The 17,357-nt window shown below is 71.6% G+C and carries 19 protein-coding genes; 9 read left to right on the top strand and 10 right to left on the bottom strand.

Going from position 1 to position 17,357, the window contains the following annotated elements; all coding sequences use genetic code 11:
* Positions 1 to 281: 281 nt before the first annotated feature.
* Together ACVCAG_RS33555 and ACVCAG_RS33560 are read left to right on the top strand one after the other, a co-directional pair.
* Complete coding sequence (locus tag ACVCAG_RS33555) at positions 282 to 845, top strand: TetR family transcriptional regulator C-terminal domain-containing protein (protein WP_440087361.1); 564 nt, start codon at positions 282 to 284, stop codon at positions 843 to 845.
* Positions 846 to 1,118: 273 nt separating this feature from the next.
* Entirely contained in the window at positions 1,119 to 2,240 is a 1,122-nt protein-coding gene (locus ACVCAG_RS33560; RefSeq protein ID WP_440087360.1) for a GDSL-type esterase/lipase family protein, read from the top strand.
* Between the two features lie 53 nt (positions 2,241 to 2,293).
* Here the strand turns inward: ACVCAG_RS33560 and ACVCAG_RS33565 are convergent, their stop codons facing one another.
* Positions 2,294 to 2,770 (bottom strand): DUF6194 family protein, encoded by a 477-nt coding sequence (locus ACVCAG_RS33565; protein WP_440087359.1) that lies wholly within the window; start codon positions 2,768 to 2,770, stop codon positions 2,294 to 2,296.
* Between the two features lie 87 nt (positions 2,771 to 2,857).
* On the opposite strand from ACVCAG_RS33565, the gene ACVCAG_RS33570 reads away from it, so the two are divergent.
* The 3 genes from ACVCAG_RS33570 to ACVCAG_RS33580 all read left to right on the top strand — a co-directional run bounded on the left by ACVCAG_RS33570 (position 2,858) and on the right by ACVCAG_RS33580 (position 5,568).
* Positions 2,858 to 3,550 carry a MerR family transcriptional regulator gene (locus ACVCAG_RS33570; protein WP_447191077.1) on the top strand — a complete coding sequence of 231 codons (693 nt, stop codon included), beginning with the start codon at positions 2,858 to 2,860 and terminating at the stop codon, positions 3,548 to 3,550.
* Between the two features lie 174 nt (positions 3,551 to 3,724).
* Complete coding sequence (locus ACVCAG_RS33575) at positions 3,725 to 4,933, top strand: sensor histidine kinase (protein WP_447191078.1); 1,209 nt, start codon at positions 3,725 to 3,727, stop codon at positions 4,931 to 4,933.
* A complete protein-coding gene (locus ACVCAG_RS33580; protein ID WP_447191079.1) occupies positions 4,924 to 5,568 on the top strand; it encodes a response regulator transcription factor in 645 nt (214 codons plus the stop codon). Before ACVCAG_RS33575 ends, ACVCAG_RS33580 begins: the two co-directional genes overlap by 10 nt.
* 220 nt (positions 5,569 to 5,788) lie before the next feature.
* Here ACVCAG_RS33580 and ACVCAG_RS33585 read toward each other — a convergent pair whose 3' ends face one another.
* Complete coding sequence (locus ACVCAG_RS33585; RefSeq protein ID WP_447191080.1) at positions 5,789 to 6,499, bottom strand: L,D-transpeptidase family protein; 711 nt, start codon at positions 6,497 to 6,499, stop codon at positions 5,789 to 5,791.
* Positions 6,500 to 6,731: 232 nt separating this feature from the next.
* On the bottom strand, positions 6,732 to 7,424 hold the full coding sequence (locus ACVCAG_RS33590) for a M15 family metallopeptidase (RefSeq protein WP_440087353.1): 693 nt from the start codon (positions 7,422 to 7,424) through the stop codon (positions 6,732 to 6,734).
* 466 nt (positions 7,425 to 7,890) lie between these two features.
* On the opposite strand from ACVCAG_RS33590, the gene ACVCAG_RS33595 reads away from it, so the two are divergent.
* Positions 7,891 to 8,262: a ClpX C4-type zinc finger protein gene (locus ACVCAG_RS33595; RefSeq protein WP_447191081.1), complete on the top strand. Its 372-nt coding sequence runs from the start codon at positions 7,891 to 7,893 to the stop codon at positions 8,260 to 8,262.
* A gap of 235 nt (positions 8,263 to 8,497) precedes the next feature.
* The gene (locus ACVCAG_RS33600; RefSeq protein WP_440087351.1) at positions 8,498 to 9,070 is read left to right on the top strand and encodes an NUDIX domain-containing protein; all 573 of its coding nucleotides are present in this window, start codon (positions 8,498 to 8,500) and stop codon (positions 9,068 to 9,070) included.
* A gap of 47 nt (positions 9,071 to 9,117) precedes the next feature.
* Here the strand turns inward: ACVCAG_RS33600 and ACVCAG_RS33605 are convergent, their stop codons facing one another.
* Both ACVCAG_RS33605 and ACVCAG_RS33610 read right to left on the bottom strand, forming a co-directional pair.
* Positions 9,118 to 9,672 (bottom strand): GNAT family N-acetyltransferase, encoded by a 555-nt coding sequence (locus ACVCAG_RS33605; protein ID WP_440087350.1) that lies wholly within the window; start codon positions 9,670 to 9,672, stop codon positions 9,118 to 9,120.
* A gap of 181 nt (positions 9,673 to 9,853) precedes the next feature.
* On the bottom strand, positions 9,854 to 11,083 hold the full coding sequence (locus ACVCAG_RS33610) for an isochorismate synthase (RefSeq protein WP_447191082.1): 1,230 nt from the start codon (positions 11,081 to 11,083) through the stop codon (positions 9,854 to 9,856).
* A 179-nt stretch (positions 11,084 to 11,262) separates the two neighbouring features.
* On the opposite strand from ACVCAG_RS33610, the gene ACVCAG_RS33615 reads away from it, so the two are divergent.
* Complete coding sequence (locus ACVCAG_RS33615) at positions 11,263 to 12,129, top strand: SGNH/GDSL hydrolase family protein (RefSeq protein WP_447191083.1); 867 nt, start codon at positions 11,263 to 11,265, stop codon at positions 12,127 to 12,129.
* A gap of 154 nt (positions 12,130 to 12,283) precedes the next feature.
* Here the strand turns inward: ACVCAG_RS33615 and ACVCAG_RS33620 are convergent, their stop codons facing one another.
* From ACVCAG_RS33620 to ACVCAG_RS33630, 3 genes are all read right to left on the bottom strand, one after another.
* The gene (locus ACVCAG_RS33620) at positions 12,284 to 13,468 is read right to left on the bottom strand and encodes a zinc-dependent alcohol dehydrogenase (protein ID WP_447191084.1); all 1,185 of its coding nucleotides are present in this window, start codon (positions 13,466 to 13,468) and stop codon (positions 12,284 to 12,286) included.
* Positions 13,465 to 13,869, bottom strand: a complete 405-nt coding sequence (locus ACVCAG_RS33625) for a hypothetical protein (protein ID WP_440087346.1) — start codon at positions 13,867 to 13,869, stop codon at positions 13,465 to 13,467. Before ACVCAG_RS33625 ends, ACVCAG_RS33620 begins: the two co-directional genes overlap by 4 nt.
* A gap of 297 nt (positions 13,870 to 14,166) precedes the next feature.
* On the bottom strand, positions 14,167 to 14,817 hold the full coding sequence (locus tag ACVCAG_RS33630; protein ID WP_440087345.1) for a hypothetical protein: 651 nt from the start codon (positions 14,815 to 14,817) through the stop codon (positions 14,167 to 14,169).
* A gap of 389 nt (positions 14,818 to 15,206) precedes the next feature.
* On the opposite strand from ACVCAG_RS33630, the gene ACVCAG_RS33635 reads away from it, so the two are divergent.
* Positions 15,207 to 15,455, top strand: a complete 249-nt coding sequence (locus ACVCAG_RS33635; protein ID WP_440087344.1) for a hypothetical protein — start codon at positions 15,207 to 15,209, stop codon at positions 15,453 to 15,455.
* Positions 15,456 to 15,549: 94 nt separating this feature from the next.
* Here the strand turns inward: ACVCAG_RS33635 and ACVCAG_RS33640 are convergent, their stop codons facing one another.
* Together ACVCAG_RS33640 and ACVCAG_RS33645 are read right to left on the bottom strand one after the other, a co-directional pair.
* Positions 15,550 to 16,155 carry a response regulator gene (locus tag ACVCAG_RS33640; protein ID WP_440087426.1) on the bottom strand — a complete coding sequence of 202 codons (606 nt, stop codon included), beginning with the start codon at positions 16,153 to 16,155 and terminating at the stop codon, positions 15,550 to 15,552.
* Between the two features lie 17 nt (positions 16,156 to 16,172).
* Positions 16,173 to 17,327 carry a sensor histidine kinase gene (locus ACVCAG_RS33645; protein ID WP_447191085.1) on the bottom strand — a complete coding sequence of 385 codons (1,155 nt, stop codon included), beginning with the start codon at positions 17,325 to 17,327 and terminating at the stop codon, positions 16,173 to 16,175.
* Between the last annotated feature and the right edge of the window lie 30 nt (positions 17,328 to 17,357).

Below are 17,357 nucleotides of genomic sequence, written 5' to 3' on the forward strand. Positions count from 1 at the left end.
CCCCGCCGCGCGGCGGCGTCCGCCGCGATCGACCGGTCGCGCCGGCTCCGGCCGCACGGGCGGGGTGGCACCAGGGCATCGCCGCCCCGGATGCGAAGTTCCGGGGCGGCGATGCCGGACGTGCACACCTTTTGCATTGCGGGAATGACTCGCAACCGTCCGGACGCGCCTCTCCATGGTTTGACCACCACCAGGCATGAACGTATGGTACGGCCATGCCTATAGCGAACCGGAAAAGGCGTGCGGGCGGGGAGAAACGAACTCTCGTCCTGGATGCGGTAATGAATGTGCTCGCCGAACGCGGCTATGAAAACACCCGCTTCGCCGACGTGTCGGCTGCCAGCGGTGTCGCGATCAGCACGCTGCAGAATTACTTCGGTTCGCGTGAGGACATGGTCATCGAGGCCATGGGGCTCTCCGTCGATCGGGAGGTGGCGGCCCTGGAAGCGGCGGCCGCCGCCGAACGCGATCCGTGGGAGCGACTGGTCGCCATGATCGATCGGAGCCTGAACAATTCCGATCGCACGCGGCGGATGCTCGTCGAATTCTGGCGGTCTGCCATGCGGGACGACGAACTTCGCGCCTACAGCACGGAGGTGCAGCAGCGCTACCGGGCGCCCTTCCTGGCCGCCGTGAGGGAAGGCGGTGAGCAGGGCGAGTTCACTCTCGTCCATGGACCCGACGACGTGACGGACTTCCTGATCTCCGCTCTGATCGGAGTCATCGTCTTCAGGGTCCTGCGCCATCCCGCGCCGCCGGCTCCCGCCGACTTCCGTGGCGTTCTGCTGTCCCAGCTCCGCCTGATGCTGGGACTCCACGGTGCGAGCCCCGCGGCTCGCCGGTGAGAAACGCCGCGCGGGCGTCGGCCGCCCCCGGCGGGGGCAGGGGCGACGACGCGCCCGGGGCGGGATCACCGGCTCACGCGAGAACGAAAGGAATTAACGTTCCCGCGTGAACGACCGGAAGTTCTTCATCCCGTTATGACTGTTCTCGTACGGGCGGACATCGCTGTGGATCCGGCGTGTCATTGACGGTGACCGGCTCGCCGGAAATCACCGACACGACAGTTGTGAATTCCCGCAGTATCGTCCCGTCCTCATTTGATCGGCGATATGCCCATGGCAACGAATCGAGCGAGCATGAAGTGGACGGCGGGCTTCCGCACCGCGGTGATCAGTCCCTACGGGCGGATCCGGTTCACCGAACCACGCGGTTTCGCGGACCAGACGGTGCGTCAGGTGCTGCACATGGCCGGCGGAGGAGAGCTTCTCCGCGTGCGCCTGACGAACCGCTACGGCCGCGCCCCCCTGACCATCGCCGCCGCGGCGGCCGCCACCGAGCGCGGGCGGGTCGGCCTCACCGTCGACGGCGCCGCGAGGCTCACCATCCCGCCGGGAGAGGAGATCGTCAGCGATCCGGTGGATCTGTCCATCGCCTCCGGCGACGACCTGTTCCTCAGCCTCTATCTCCCCGAGGAGACGGGTCCGGCCACCTATTCCCACATGCCCATGGAGACCGCTCACATAGCCGGCGGCGACCACGTCACGTCTCCCGCGCCGCCCGAGGGCGAGCGGGCGGAAGCCAGGTTCTACGTCTCGGGCGTGGACGTGCTCACCCCGGACGACACCGCGATCGCCGTGGCGTTCGGAGACTCATGGTTCGAAGGCGTCGGCTCCACGACCGGCGCGAACAACCGCTCCGTGGACTTCCTCAACCGGCGCCTGAAGCGAGGATGGGTCGTCAACCACGGCATCGCCGGAAACCGCCTTCTGAGGGACGAGGTCGGCGAGCACGCGCTGGCGCGCTTCGACCGCGACGTTCTCCCGGTTCCCGGCCTGACCCACGTCCTGGTGCACTTCGGCATCAACGACCTCGTCCTCCCCGGCATGACCGGCGAGCCTCCCGCCACCTCCGAGGCGCTCATCGAGGGTTTCAGGACCCTGGCCCACCGCGCTCACCAGGCCGGCCTGAAGATCCTCGCCGCCACCATCGGCCCCTTCGCGGGCGCCCACCCTGGGATCAGCACCCCCGCGGGCCTCGCCGCTCGACGCGAGGTGAACGACTGGATCCGTACCACCGGCACCTTCGACGCCGTCTTCGACGTGGCCCGAGCCGTCGGGAACCCCGAGGACCCCGACCACATCCACCCCGCCCTGGACAGCGGCGACGGCATGCACCTCAACGACGAGGGCGCTCGGGTCATGGCCGACGCCGTGGACCTGGAAACCCTCGTCCTGTAGAGACCTCGTCCTTCGCCCGCCTTCGCCACCGGCGTGTTCCGGCCGCCCCCGGATCAGGGTGACGCCGATCCGGCGCGCCGCCGGTAGCGAGAGCGGGCCAGGTCGTGGGCCGTGCGGAGCAGTTCCCGGACCGCCGTTTCCGTCCGCGGCCCCGGGTTCACCACGGCCAGCCAGCCCAGCGTGCCGTACACGGGGTGCGCCATCACGGAGTCGGCCTCGCCCGGGTCGGCCTCGTCCGTGACCGCGTCGCGCGGCTGCCGGCCCGTCCAGCCGGCGAAGGCGTCCTTTCCGGCGAAGACGTTCAGGCGGAAGACGCCGGGACGGTTCAGCCGCGACAGCTCGTCGCCAGGGTAGTCCTTCGTCACGATCGTCGCGAAGGGCTGGGTCGCCTTCGGGACCTCGCCGTCGGGCGCGTAGTAGAAGAACGTGTCGCCCCAGCTGATCTCGGGTGAACCGTCGCCGCGGGCTGGCCGGAGGATCAGGATCCCGTCGAGGCCGGCGAGGAATTCGATGATCTCGTCGATACTCATGTGTTGTAGCGTGTCATTCACGTGCTTGTGGAGACTTTGCCCCGAACACGCCGAGGTGGACGGGTGGGAAGTCGCAAATCAGGAAATATGCGGACGATCGATGTCGCGCGGCATGCCGGGTGCTCCGTCCAGCAGGTGCGCAATCTCGAGCGCGACGGGGTGCTGCCTCCGGCGACGCGCACCGGCACGGGGTACCGGATCTACGACGAGGCGCATCTGCGTTCCGCGATGGCCTATCGGGCCCTCACGGCCGGCGCGGGGCCGGTCGAAGCCAAGAGGATCATGCGCGCGGCGCACGCGTATCCCGCCTCGGACCTGCTCGCCCTGCTCGACGCGGCACACGCCCGGCTCGACACCGAGCGGCGGGAACTCGAGCTGGCCCGGGAGGCCGCCGCGACGATCTCCGGGGAGTCGATCGGCGACGTACGCCCCTCGGACGTGATGAGCGTCTCCGAGCTCGCCGGCGCGCTCGGTGTGCGCCCCTCGACGTTGCGGCACTGGGACGCGGAGGGTCTCGTCGTGCCCCGGCGAACCTCCCCGGGGGGACCGCGACGGTACTTCCCGGACGATGTCCGGGACGCGCGGATCGTCCACCAGCTGCGCCTGGCCGGCCATCGCGTCGCCTCGCTCCGGGCTCTGATGCCGGAGCTGCGAGGCGCCCGCCGCTGGGACGAGGTGATGGCCACGCTGGCCGCCAGGGACGCGAGCGTCGACGCCCGGTCGAGAGCCCTCCTCGACGGTGCCGCCGCACTCGGCACCCTGCTCCCGCCGGCGGGCTGAGAGCCGCACTCGGTGCCCTGCTCCCGCCGGTGGGCTGAGACCCGTGCCCGTGCGTCCCCGCGGCTTCCGGCAGGGTGTGGTTTTCCGCAGCCCCGAAACGGCCACGTACCCCATTCCGGTCATGTCCCGATCGTTTGTAGCCTCTGGGGCATGTCAGATGGGCCGGTTGGACCGATGGAAGGCCGCGGGGCGCCGGGGGCGGGGCCGGTGATCGCGCCGGTGCCCCCGGCCGTCCCGGTGTTCGCGGGCGCCGGGCCGATCGAGCGGCACGAGGGCGGCATGCGTCCCGTCGCTGAGGGGCTGCGGCTGCTGTGCGCGGTGGTGCTCGGGGCGGTCACCGCCCTGCTCGGCGTGGTGTTCCTGCCGCTCGCGCTGCCGTTCGCCGGTCGCCCGGCCGTGCGGGGGGCGGCCCGGAGGCTGGCCGTGCTCGAAGCCCGCCGCCTGCGTCTCGATCCCGCCGCCCTCGGACTCGACGCGGATCGCCCGGACGGGCGGGAGTCGCGCTACCTGGCGGCCAGGGTGCCGGTGGGCGTGCTCGGCGGCCTGGTCGTCGCCCTGCTCGTCATCGGGGCCGGGGTGGCCGTCGTCCTCGTCTGGTCCTGGGGGAGGGGCCTGCCGGTCGACGGCATGACGCCGAGCGTGCCACTGCTCGCCTACGCCTTCCTGGCCGGTCTCGTCCTGCTGTTCCTGGACCTGTCGGGCCTGGTGGGGGTGTACGCGCTGGAGCGGCGGCTGGCCGTACGCATGCTCGGACCCGACCCCACCGAGGCGCTGCGGCGCCGCATCGCCGAGCTGGCCGAGAGCCGCGCGGGCGCGCTGGCGGCCGTCGACTCCGAGCGGCGCAGGATCGAGCGGGACCTGCACGACGGGCTGCAGCAACGGCTGGTGGCGCTGTCCATGCTGGTCGGGCGGGCGCGCAGAGGACGCTCCGAACTGCTCGCGCAGGCGCACGAGGAGGCGCAGCAGGCGCTGGCCGAGCTCCGCGAGGTGGCCTGGCGGGTCTACCCGTCGGGACTGGACGCCTTCGGGCTCGCCAACGCGCTGGCCGGGGTGGCCGAGCGCTCCGGCGTCCCGGTCAAGGTCGTCTGCGAGCTGTCCGCACGGCCGCCGACGGCGGTGGAGACGGCGTCGTACTTCGTCGTCAGCGAGGCGGTGACCAACGCGGCCAAGCACGCCCGCGCCACCACGATCACCGTCGAGGTTCGCGAACGCGACACGATGGTCGTCGTGCGGATACAGGACGACGGCGTGGGCGGGGCGAGCGCGGCGGGCGGCGGGTTGTCGGGGCTGGCGCGGCGGGTGGCCGCGCTGGACGGCCGCTTCGGCGTCGACAGCCCGCCCGGCGGGCCCACCGTGATCACCGCGGAGCTTCCGTGCGGGTGATCCTGGCCGAGGACTCGACCCTGCTGCGTGAGGGGCTGGTCCGGCTGTTGCTGGAGGAGGGCCACGAGGTGCCGGCCGCGGTCGGCGACGGCGAGGCGCTCGTCGCCGCGGTCGCCGAGCACCGGCCCGACGTGGTGGTCGCCGACGTGCGGATGCCTCCGACCCACACCGACGAGGGGCTGCGGGCGGTGCTGGAGATCCGGCGCCGCCACCCGGGGACGCGCGTGCTGGTCCTGTCGCAGTACGTCGAGAAGCGCTACGCCACCGAGCTGATGACCGGTGACGTGGACGGGGTGGGCTACCTGCTCAAGGACCGGGTGGCCCAGGTCGCCGACTTCCTCGACGCGCTCGACCGCGTCGGCGCCGGGGGAGCGGCCTTCGACCCGGAGGTGGTACGGCAGCTGTTGGCCAGGACCACCCACGCCGACCCGCTGAGCCGCCTCACCTCCCGCGGGCGCGAGATGCTCGACCACATGGCGCAGGGCCTGACCAACGCCTCCACCGCCGAGCGGCTGCACGTCTCCCAGAGCGCTGTCGAGAAACACGTCAACGCGATCTTCGACAAGCTCGGCCTGCTGCACGTCACCGGCTACAGCCGCCGCGTCCTGGCGGTGCTGCGCTATCTCGGCTCCTGAGCTCGACTTCCGACCTCCGGCGGGGCGGCACGGCCCGCGAGGCCCGGCGACCTCGGGTTCCCCACCGCCACGACAAGGTCCGCGGTGCGCTCGGGCCCCCGCCGAACGTGCGAACGCCCGGCCCAAGGTGCGTTTCAGGGCGCTCCGCGACGTCGGCGAGTGCCCCTGGAAGATCGGTGGCATCGTCGACGCGGCGCTCGTACGGGCCGTCGCTCCTTGGTCAGGCGACCCTGATGTCTATCTGCGGGGAGCGCTTCGGGTCCATCCAGCGCAGCAGCCGCAGCAGTTCGTCGACCGGCAGGCTGACGCAGCCACTGGTGGGCCCGCCGTTGCTGACGTGGAGGAAGATCGCGCTACCCAGGTGAGGTGTGCGGTTCTCGGTGTTGTAGGCGATCACGGCGCCGTAGTCGTAGGCCGGGGGGTTCATCATGTCCTCGGGAGTGGTCCCCGGATCGGCGTGGCGGGCGTCCACCCATGTGTTGTAGAGGGGACTGGCGGAATCGTCGTTCCACTTGTCGTGGGAGAGCGCCTGCCGGTAAGGGAATCTCACACCGGGATCGGGGTTGACCCCGAACATGAAGTCGAACCCGTACGTGCCGGACGGGGTGCGCCCGTCGCCCTCCCGCTTCTGGCCCGGCGGGGCGATGCCGCTCTCCCCGACGTTCGCCGTCCACGGCCCGTACGCCTTCACCCAGCGGCCGTTCTCCGCGGTGTAGGCGACCAGCGTGGCGGTGCTCCTCTGGTAGGCGTCGGCCGTCACGGTGATGAGCTGCCGTCCCGGCGACGGGGGTGGCAGGGCGGCGGCCGTGGAGGCGGAGGCGGCACGGGCACCGAAAAACCCGCCGAAGGCCATGACGAGTGCGAGCAGAGCGGCGCTCACGAGGGAGGCCGTTCTCAAGCTTGCGGGCGCTCGCCGGTCAACGTTGTCCATACGTGCAGGTTAGCCAGGTGAGAGGCGTGCTCGGTATGGCTAAGGGCCAGGTCACAGCCTTGCTCATGGTAGATTCCTGGCTCGCGTCGGACGTTCTCGGCCACGTCGCGCGGTGACGTCGGCCCCGGCTCATATCCGGCCAGGGCTCACCGTCCGGCGGTCCCGCGCCGTCGAACCGGCCGCCGGCGGCTCCCACCGTGGCACGGCATCGGGAGATCTCAGCGCGAAGGCGTCATCGTCCGTTCTGGGAGAAGTGCTGGTAGTCCTTCGCGGTCGACCATGATCCGCCCCAGCCCCAGCCGATCTTCTCGAACGCGCGAACTACGTCGTCACCGGGGTTGATGACTCCTGGCCGATCCAGGGGACGCCGGACGTAGCCCTTCGCGTTCGGGGGATCGACGGTGCCGCCCGGATAAGGATGGATGTAGGGATTCTCTCGGGTGTTGACATCGATCGCCAGGCCGTAGGCGTGTTGCGACCAGTTGCCGGTGGTCCCGACGCGCCGGCAGTTGAAGGCCGAGGTGTTGTCCGCCGCCATGGAGGCGTCGTCGCTGCCCTTGTAGACCTCCACCGGCTGCATCCGCCGAATGGGAAAGCGCTGACCGTACAGCTTCCTGAAGACCGAGACGACCTGGTCGGCCACCGATTTGTTGATCACCATCTTTCCCGTGTGGGGTCTGCCGTCGAAGCCCCAGTAGGTCATGCTGATCATCCTGAGGTCGCCGGGTTGCACCGGGCATCCCCGACGCCAGGAATACCGGAGCTGGTCCGGGGACACCGGCGTCACCGTGGCGGTGAACGCCTGTGAGGTGTCCGGGGCAGGAGTCACCGGCGGGGACGCCGCGACCGTCACCGCGGCGACGCCGGTCACGCTGAGTAGAGCGAGTGCCGTCGCGGCCGACGTGTGGCGTGGAATGAATGCCATCTCCCCAGATTAGAACCCTCAATCTGCCTGCTCTCATCGATACCCCGCCCTGACGAGGTGCCGGGAACCCGCATGGACGCGCCGACCGGCTGTTCCACGTACGGTGCCTGGTCGCTCAGGCCGATCTCGATGCGCCGCCGCAGGGCGGGATGGACGGGGTGGTCACCCAGGCCGGTGGGGGCCACCCGGCGCACCTCCCGCGCTTCGCGGGGGCTCGGCCGGGAGCACGCTCCGGGCCGACTCCGGCGCCGTTCCGTCAAGGGCAGATGCCCCGGTGTCCCCGATCTCCGCATCCCAGGATCTCAAGACCAGCCCAGCGACGTCGCCATCCCCCGAGTCGACCCCGACCACGGTCGCCGGGTGTTGTCAGCGAGGCGCTTCGGAGAGGTGCGACGCGCGTACCACTTGTCAGGGACTCCCCGCCCTCTTAAGCTGTCAGGGATATCCTGACACACGGGGAGGCGCTGTGACACCGTCCGACACCCTGGCCGAGCTCGCTCGGTGTTCCTTCTGCAGCAAGCCGGACACCGAGGTGGACAAGCTGGTCGCCGGCGCCGGGGTGTACATCTGCAACGAATGCGTGGCCCTCTCCGCGTCGATCATCGAGGGGGGCCTCGGCAGCCCGGCAAGGCCGCGCGTGCCCACCTGGGAGTCGTTGACGGACGGGGAGATGCTGAGCCACATTCCGCGCGTCGCCGCGCACATCGACCAGGCCGAGGCCGACCTGCGCTCGTGGGTGCACGAACTGCGGCGGCGCGGCGTCACCTGGGTCAGGATCGGTGAGGCGCTCGGGGTCACCCGCCAGTCCGCCTGGGAGCGGTTCTCCGGCGAGGAGTGACACGGACCTGGGTGACCGCCTGCGTCTCGTGGTCCTCCACCGGACCTGATGCCGGATTCCGCCTCCGGTTCCCGGCCGCCGGACAGATCCCCGATCTCCGGTCGATCACCCGCTCCCGCCGCCACCCGATGCGGCGGGACCCAGAGGGCAGGGGCAGGACATGGCTGGTAGGGAATGGGTTTCACCTGAGGTTTGGTACGCCTCGTTGTCGACGGCGTATGCCGCCACGGGAGGATTGATCACCAACGCGGCGGACCGGATTCTTCTGGTCAAGCCCAATTACCGGCCGTTCTGGCTCTTTCCCGGTGGAGCGCTCGACGCCGACGAGTTTCCCCACGAAGGGTGCGCCCGCGAGATCCGCGAAGAGCTGGGAGTGAATCTCAAGGTGGGTTCGCTGCTGGTCGTCGACTGGGTCCCGGCCCGAGACGATCGGCCCCGCCCGCTCATGTACTTCCTGTTCGACTGCGGAGTCCTTGACGAGGATCGAATCAGCCTGCAGCACGACGAGCTCGACGAGTACAGGTTCGTCTCGGTCGAGGACGGCCTCACGATGGTGGACCATGCCGCCGCACCTCGGCTCACAGCCGCTCTTCGGGCGCGCCGGAGCGGACACGCCGAATATCTGCCGGCACCGGTCCTGGATGACGGTGCGCCGTCATGCCGTCGCCGTTCCCCGGCCGCCGACCCGTCGCGGAGCGGCGATCACCCGGCGGCCGAGGCGGTGGCGCCGGGCGCGGCCGGCCTCGACGATCGCACCTGCCTGCGCGTGCGGAAGCTCGTCCAACGGGCCGGCGAGCAGGACGGGTGAGGCCGACGGCGCCGTCGCGTACGAAACGGCGCGTCGGCCGGTGCCCCTCAGGGCCGGAGCGGGTCCTTGTCGGCGGGGGAGAGGTCGCTCGGCCAGAGCCGGTAGACGTTGAGGCGCGTCTCGTAGTACTTGTCCGTCTCCCCGACCCACTGCATGCCGATGCGCTTGGCCGTTCCCGCGCCGCGGTCGTTGTTCACCCGGACGACCGCGACGAGCTCGTGGGCGCCGATGGAGAACGCCCACGCGGCCAGGGCGCGGCCGGCCTCGGTGGCGTAGCCCTTCCCCCAGGCGTCGGGGGCGAGCTGCCAGCCGATCTCGATGTCCTCCTCGTCGGGCGGCAGGTATCGCAGGGAGAGGCCGCCGACGACCCGCTGGTCGGAGTTGCGGACGATCGCCCAGCGGCCCAGCGGGGGCGTGAGGGCGCTGCGGCTGCGGGTCCAGGACTCCAGCGTGGCGCGCATCGCCTGCTCGCCTTCGAGCTGCGTCATCGTCGGGGACAGCCACCGGGTGACCTCCGGGACGCCGTAGATGTCGAGGGCCTCAGCGGCGTCGTCGGGACTCCAGTCACGCACCGTGAGGCGGGCGGTGGTCAGTAGTGCCATGTTTTCCTCTCCCTGACGAATTGGCCGGCCGTGCGGCGACGAGAGGACGCCGAGCTTGAGAAAATATCTGTTTCTTGCCGGAAATGTCCGATGTATTGCCCTTGTGAGGGTACGCCCATTCGCCGGGTGGTCACCAGACCACACGGAAACTGCCTGGTCGACGGCGCGTCAGCCCGGAGGGTCAGCCCTCCAGGGCGTACTGCATCACGCGGAGCTTGGCCTGGGCCTCCGCGAGCTCGGAGGCGGGGTCGGAGTCGCCCATGATGCCGCAGCCGGCGAACAGGCGGGCTCTGGAGCCCTCGATCTGGGCGCAGCGCAGCGCGATGCCCCACTCTCCGTCACCACGCGCGTCGATCCAGCCGACCGGCCCGGCGTACCCGGCCCGGTCCATGCCCTCCAGCTCCCGGATGACGCCGAGTGCCGCCCCGGTGGGGGTGCCGCCGACGGCGGCGGTCGGGTGCATGGCCGCCACCACGTCCAGGACCGAGGCCCCGTCCGACAGGCGCCCGCTCACCGGGCTGGCCAGGTGCTGGACGTTGGAGAGCACCAGGAGCTCAGGCTCCTCGGGGATCTTCAGCTCGGCGCAGAGCGGGTCGAGCGCCTCGCGCACCGACGCGACCGCGCAGGCGTGCTCGTGGCGGTTCTTCTCCGAGGTGAACAGGGCCGTGCCGCGCGCCACGTCGTCGGCCTGGTCGGCGCCCCGCGCGATCGTGCCGGCCAGCACCAGGGACTCGACGGTCTCCCCGGTACGCCGGACCAGCAGTTCGGGGGTGGCGCCGACCAGTCCGGCGCAGGAGAAGGTGTAGCACTCCGGATAGCGGTCGGCCAGGCGGGCCAGCAGCAGCCGGACGTCGATCGGCCGCTCCGCGACGGCGGTCAGGTCGCGGGCCAGCACGGTCTTCTCCAGGTGGCCCGACCTGATCCGCCGGACGGCCCTGGCCACGGCGTGCTCCCACTCGGGCGCGGTCAGGCTGCCGTCGCCGTACCGGATCCTGCCCGGGGTGCGGAGCGGGGTGACCGCGTCGAGCCGCCGTTCGCCGACGGTGGTCAGCCAGGCGCGGCCGTCGCGGCGGGCGAGGATGGTCTGGGGGACGACGAGGACCGAGCCGCGGGCCTCCGGGTCGAAGGTGAACGAGCCGAAGGCGACGGGGCCCGAGCCGGGCGCCACCACGTCGTCGTCGACGTGCGCCTCGCCGAAGAGATCCGAGAGCCGGTCACGGGCCCAGTCGAAACGCCGGGGGCCGGGCGGCACGGCCAGACGGATGGCCTCACCCCAGGCGACCAGGCCCTCCCCGTGCCTGACCCAGGCGTAGGGGGCGGTCTCCGGCAGTCGTGCGAACAGGTCACCGGGGTCGTCGACGGGGGTGGTCGTCACCACGAGAGGACGGGTTGATCCGAGCGCTACACTCACCCCCGCCACTCTATGCGTGAAACTGAACGTGTTCGACGGCGGTTCTCCCGGCAGCACACCCGCCACGCCGTGTCAAGAAAACCAAGGTACTCGGTCAACGGGCCGTACTGTCCTGGCCTGCGGTGATACATCCGAAGCAGACGCGATCTCTCAGCGGAGGTGTCATGCTTCGCACGACTGTGACAGCACTCACAGGGCTGAGCGCCCTCACGACCGCCTGGCTGGCCCCCGCCGGAGCCGTCCAGGCGGCGCAACCCTGGCGGCCGGTGGTCATGGCCGCGCTCGGCGACTCCATCAGCGCCGGGTTCAACGCCTGCGGCTGGTACCTCACCTGCACCTCGCGCTCCTGGTCCACCGGTGACCACCAGAGCGTCCGGAGCCAGTACGTGAGGCTGCGCGCCCTGGACGCGGCCGTCGCCGGGCACAACGTGAACCTCGCCGTCCCCGGCTCCACCAGCGCCGACCTCGCAGGGCAGATGGCCCGCGCGGTCGGCAGGCGCGCCGACTACGTGACGGTGCTGATCGGCGCCCAGGACGCCTGCGTGTCCGAGGAGCGGCGGATGACCCCGGTGGCCGTCTACGAGCGGCGGGTGGCCGAGGCCCTGGCGCTGTTCCGGGCCGGGCGGCCCGGCGGCCGGGTGTTCGTGGCGAGCATTCCCGACATCAAGCGGCTGTGGCAGATCGGCAAGGGCAACCCGGTGGCGCGCGGGTTCTGGGCGGTGGGCCGGATCTGCCCCACCATGCTGGCGCGGCCCACCTCGACCTCGGCGGCCGACCGGGCGCGCCGCGACCGCGTGCGCGCCCGGGTGGCCGCCTACAACGTCGCGCTCGCCAGGGTCTGCGCGGCGTACGGCCCCGCCTGCCGTTTCGACGGCAACGAGGTGTTCAGGCAGCGGTTCACGGTCGGCCACCTCAGCAAGTGGGACTTCTTCCACCCCAACGCCGCGGGCCAGAAGCTGATCGCGGAGAAGACCTACGCGATGATGCGCGACTGGCTCACCGAGGACGCCTCCGACCCCGACCCCGCTCCCGCGCCCGTTCTCTGACCTCACCCGGTCCTGGCCCTCGCGCCCGGCCCTTCACTCTCTGTGACCACTGTCTTCGCTGTTCGCCACCGCGTACGGCGACACCGATGGGACGGTCCCGCGCGGTCGCCACCGCGCGGGGCCGGCGGGACGCCGTGCCCGCGCGGTGCGGAGGTCACGCCTCCGGTCCCTGGGGCCGGAAGACGGCCCGCACGCAACCGTCCTGCTTGTCTTTGAAGAGCCGGTAGCCGCGAGGCCCCTCGTCGAGGCTCATCGGGTGAGTCTGCAGGTGGGCCGCGTCGATCTCGCCCTTGGCCATGCGCTCCAGCAGCATCGGGATGTAGCGCTGGCCGTGCTGTTGCCCGCTGCGCAGGGTGAGCGCCTTGTTCATCACGGCGCCCATGGGGAACTTGTCGACGAAACCGAGATAGACGCCCAGTACCGCGACCGTGCCGCCCTTGCGGCAGGCGTGGATCGCCTGCCGCAGCGGGATGCCGCGGTCGGTCTGCAACCGCAGGGCCTGCTTGGCCCGGTCGTAGGCGTACTGGGCGCCGGTGCCGTGCCCTTCCATGCCGACCGCCTCGATGCACACGTCGGGACCGCGGCCCCCGGTGAGTTCCTTGAGCGTGCCGAGGAGATCGGTGCGCTCGTAGTCGATCGTCTCGGCGCCGGCGTGGCGCTCGGCCATGACCAGCCGTTCGGGGAAGCGGTCGATGCCGATGACCCGCTCGGCACCCATCAGCGCGGCGGCGCGCATGGCCATCTGGCCGACGCCGCCGCACCCCCACACGGCCACCACGTCGCCGGGGCCGACCCCGCCGATGTCGGCCCCCATCCAGCCGGTGGGCACCGCGTCGGAGGCGAACACCGCGTTGGAGTCGCTCACCCCCTCCGGCACCACGAAGGCGTTGACGTCGACGAAGGGCACTCGCACGTACTCGGCGTGGCTGCCGGCGTACCCGCCCAGGGCGTGGGAGTAGGCAAAGATGCCCGCGCCCGAGTGACCGATCAAGTTCTCCAGGAACCCGGGATTGGGGTTGCTGTTGTCGCACAGCGAGTACATCTCCTGGCGGCAGTAGTGGCAGCCGCCGCACCCGATGATCGAGCACACCACCACCCGCTCGCCGACCCGGCGCTCGCGCACGTCGGGCCCGACCTCCACGATCTCCCCGACGAACTCGTGGCCGAGGACGTCGCCGGCCATCATCGTCGGCACGTAGCCGTCGAGCAGGTGCAGGTCGGAGCCGCAGGTGGCGCTGGCGATCACCTTGACCACCGCGTCGCGGCGGTTGAGCAGCCCGGGATCGGGGACGTCCTCGACGGACACCTCGTTGACGCCCGTCCAGCAGATGGCCTTCACCGGATTCCCCCTCGCATCAGTCGCTTGGCGAGGGGCAGCCCGAACCGGCCCGTCGCCGTCCTGCGGCCCTCGGTCTGGCCCTCGACGCGCAACACCTCGCCGGTCTCGATCCGTTGTTTGACCGCGCGCAGCCGCTCCCGATGATCGGCTCGCGAGGAACGTACGGCCGCCTCGGTCCCGCGCCCGCCCGGAGCGGCGGTCAGGCGCATCTCGCACTCCTCGGCCAGGCGCTTCAGCTCCTCCGGACGGTCGGGCCCGCTCAGGAGGGCGGAGGGACGGTCGATCGTGAGCGCGTACCACTCGGTGGGATTCGGTGACGGCGGGCGAGTCAGCACCCGTCCGGCCGCGGCGGCGGCGACGCCGGCGGCTGTGACCGCCAGCCCTTTGAACAGGAGATTCATGTCCGCGAACTCCTTTCTCCGGAAGGAAAAGGATCTTCCGGTGAGGCCCTCATCGGCGGGCGGGAGGTGAGGAGGCGTCCGGCCGGAGCGGGTCCGGCGGAGACGTCGTCAGTGGCCGGTTGGCGAGACCGCTCGGCGCGCCGGACAGATCCCGGCCGGTGAAGGTTCTTCCACGCACGAAAGTCCCTCGCTCACGACCACCGTGACGGTGCCGCCACGGAAATGGCCGGTTACCCGGTATGGGGGCGAGTACTCGGGAAAGGGGCAACGAATCCGCCGGAGTCGCCCCGAGGAGGGTCAATGTGACACGGGCGGCGCGTCACGCCCCTGCCGGGAGCCCGCGTACGCCTCCTGCCGCAGGCGGCGCAACCAGCCGGCCATGCGGAGCGCGGGATGGCCGTTCACGACCGGGTCGAAGGCCACATCCGGCATCCCGGGGCCGTCGTGGACGGTCAGCGTCGCCAACCTCCAGGGCCGTCTCCCGGCGGGGGCGGCAAGGAGATGGAAGGTGAACGGCCCGCGAGCCGGCGACCGGCGCAGGCGCCGCGGCTCGGCGGGCAGGGCGGGACCGGCCGGGGCGGCGACCAGGCGCACCCTCCCGCGCGGGTGACGGTAGGCCGCGAGAGTGGAGTACGGACCGGCGGTGAAGCTCGTGCGCGGCCACAGCAGCCGGTCCGCTCCCGGCCACCGGCCGCAGGTGGACAGCAGGAGGTCCAGGTTTCGCCCGTCGCCCGCGCCACCGGGAATCCGCAGCGCCAGCCCGAGGACGTCGGGCAGCGGCCAGGGAAGGGACATGGCCCTGGAGAGCCGGGTCGTCACCTCGGTGCGTCCTGGTTCGTCGAACACGCCGATCCCCAGCGGCCGGCGAGAAGGGGCGTCGACGGTCAGGACGCCGGGCAGGACCGCGCCGTCCGGGTGCAGGGCCCTGCCGCCGCGCCCACGGGCCACCGCTCGGAAGAGTCGTCGCGCCACCCCGCCAGAGATCAGAACAGAATTCGGTGAAGGCATGCCGGGTCCCTTCCCGGCATCGGCACCCTGACGCGCCGAGAGGCCGCCGGAGGCGCGGATCGTGGCTCGCCACGGGACGGGGAGCGGTGTAGGGCGGAATTTCCCGGGTAACACCGGGCAAGTCCGGGTCATCGGCTTCGGGGGAGGCGTCATGGACGCGCAGGGCACGCGCGGGCGCCCGTTCCCCTTGGCGGACGGTCGGGCGACGTTTCCTCCGACCGGTGCGCCACGTCCCGTCCCAGGCCGGACGACCGAGCACTGCTCACGAACCACCCCCTCCGAAGGCCGCTCCCGGCGGAACGCCGGACGAACGGGGAAAGGACGCACCCATGGCACTCGTCGATCGAGATCACGTCCGCGAACTGCTGGAGTCGCCGGAACCCGACACGACGCTGATCCTCGTTGATGGCACGTGCCGGGTGGTCCCCGCGGACCAGGTCGAGGGCCTGACCGTCATCAGCCGGCGCGAACTGCAGGACCAGTTCGCCGGCGAGGAGATGAGCGGGGAGATGAGCGGGGAGCGGCTTGATCAGCTGGCCCAGCGGCTGGACACCGTCGTCCGTGATCTCGGGGCCTGACCGGCGCCCCGCGAACGCGGCCTCAGGAGGAAACCGCTCGGAGGCTCGCCGAGGATGAGCAGCGACACCGTCCGGCCGGTTCCGCGCCGGTCGTTCAGAGCCAGCCGTTGTGCCGGGCGGCGCGGGCGGCCTCGATGCGGTTGCGGGTGCCGGTCTTGCCGATCGCGGCGGACAGGTAGTTGCGCACCGTGCTCTCCGACAGGTGCAGCCGCCGGGAGATGTCGGAGATCGTCGCGCCGTCGACCGCCGCGGCCAGCACGTCCCGCTCGCGATCGGTCAGCGGGCTGGCACCGGCGCTCAGCGCGGCGGCGGCCAGCGCGGGGTCGATCACCTTCTCGCCCGCCAGGGCCCGGCGGATCGCCGCGGCGAGCTCCTCCACGGGGCCGTCCTTGACCAGGAACCCCGCGGCGCCCGCCTCCATCGCCCGCCGCAGGTAGCCGGGCCTGCCGAACGTGGTCAGGATCAGCACCCGGCAACCCGGCAGCCGGTCCCGCAGCTCGGCCGCGGCGTCCAGGCCGCTGCTCCCGGGCATCTCGATGTCCAGCAGGGCGACGTCGGGGCGCGCGGTGAGCGCGGCGGGCACGACCTCGTCGCCCCGGGTGACCGTGGCGACGACCTCGAGGTCGTCCTCCAGGTCGAGGAGCAGGGCCAGCGCGCTGCGCATCATGCCCTGGTCCTCCGCCAGCAGCACTCTGATCATGGGAGCGTCAGGAGCGGTCATGGGAGCGTCACCCTCAGCAGGAAGCCGTCGCGGTCGCGGGTCTCCAGGGTCCCGCCGAGGGCGACGACCCGCTCGGTCAGGCCGCGCAGGCCGTTGCCGAAGGGGCTCCCGCCACGCCCCCGCCCGTCGTCGCGGATCTCCAGCATCGTTCCCTCCAGGGTGATCTCGCAGGTGCGGGCGGCGCTGTGGCGGACCACGTTGGTCACCCCCTCCCGCACGGCCCAGCCCAGCAGGGCGTCGGCCTCCGGGGCCGGCCGCTCCCCGGTGACGGTGACGGTGGCGGCGATGCCCGCGTCGGCCAGAACCGTACGCGCCGAGGCCAGCTCGGCGGCCAGCCCCCGGCCACGGTAACCGGTGACCGCGGCCCGCACCTCGGTCAGCGCCTTCCTGCCGACGGCTTCGATGTCGGCGGCCTGCCGCGCCGCCGCCTCGCCGTCGCGGGGGGCCAGCCGCCGTACGGCCTCGGCCTTGACCACCATCACCGACAGGGTGTGCCCGAGCAGGTCGTGCAGGTCGCGGGAGAACCGCAGCCGCTCCTCGGCCACCGCGGCGCGGGCCAGCTCCTCGCGGGTCTCCTGGAGCTCGGCGATCACGGAGAACAGCTTCAGGACGATGCTGACCACCAGGCCGCCGGTGGTCGTCCCCCAGGTGGCCAGGGAGATGCTCGCCCAGCTCGCCCCCGCGCGCCACATCACCACGACCAGCGCGAGCGTCAGGGCCGTGAGGAGGAGGTAGACGGACCTCCCGCGCAGCACGGCCCCGCAGGCGATGGTCATCAGCGGCGCGAGGTAGAACCAGTTGTGCGCGAACCCCGCCAGCAGCAGGAAGGCCACCACCAGCAGCCCGGCCAGCACCACGGCCGCCGCGCGCCGCCGGTCGCGGAAGGACAACCGGATGCACAGCACGTACAGGACGGCGAAGGCGGCGATCCCCAGCGCGGCGGGCGGCACCGGCCGCACCTGCCCCGCCACGAGGTCGCTGATCGGGGGGTAGACGAGCAGCAGCCACGGGTAGAAGGCGAGCTCTCCCGGCCCTCCCCGCCTGGCCCTCCCCGGTCCTCCTCGCCCGGCCGTCCCCGGCTCTCCCGGTTTTACCGTTCCAGGTCCTCCCCGGCCCGCCGCCTCCGGCGCCTCGGGTCCCCTCTGCCTCACCCGTCGCGCCTCTCGCGGTCCTTCCGGCTT

It is taken from the genome of Streptosporangium sp. G12 (genome assembly GCF_052983175.1).

Bases quoted from the DNA above. Each gene is read 5' to 3' on its own strand.
- ACVCAG_RS33555 (WP_440087361.1), top strand. From the start codon at position 282: ATGAATGTGCTCGCCGAACGCGGCTATGAAAACACCCGCTTCGCCGAC.
- ACVCAG_RS33560 (WP_440087360.1), top strand. From the start codon at position 1,119: ATGGCAACGAATCGAGCGAGCATGAAGTGGACGGCGGGCTTCCGCACC.
- ACVCAG_RS33565 (WP_440087359.1), bottom strand. From the start codon at position 2,770: ATGAGTATCGACGAGATCATCGAATTCCTCGCCGGCCTCGACGGGATC.
- ACVCAG_RS33570 (WP_447191077.1), top strand. From the start codon at position 2,858: ATGCGGACGATCGATGTCGCGCGGCATGCCGGGTGCTCCGTCCAGCAG.
- ACVCAG_RS33575 (WP_447191078.1), top strand. From the start codon at position 3,725: ATGGAAGGCCGCGGGGCGCCGGGGGCGGGGCCGGTGATCGCGCCGGTG.
- ACVCAG_RS33585 (WP_447191080.1), bottom strand. From the start codon at position 6,499: ATGGACAACGTTGACCGGCGAGCGCCCGCAAGCTTGAGAACGGCCTCC.
- ACVCAG_RS33590 (WP_440087353.1), bottom strand. From the start codon at position 7,424: ATGGCATTCATTCCACGCCACACGTCGGCCGCGACGGCACTCGCTCTA.
- ACVCAG_RS33605 (WP_440087350.1), bottom strand. From the start codon at position 9,672: ATGGCACTACTGACCACCGCCCGCCTCACGGTGCGTGACTGGAGTCCC.
- ACVCAG_RS33625 (WP_440087346.1), bottom strand. From the start codon at position 13,869: ATGAATCTCCTGTTCAAAGGGCTGGCGGTCACAGCCGCCGGCGTCGCC.
- ACVCAG_RS33635 (WP_440087344.1), top strand. From the start codon at position 15,207: ATGGCACTCGTCGATCGAGATCACGTCCGCGAACTGCTGGAGTCGCCG.
- ACVCAG_RS33640 (WP_440087426.1), bottom strand. From the start codon at position 16,155: ATGATCAGAGTGCTGCTGGCGGAGGACCAGGGCATGATGCGCAGCGCG.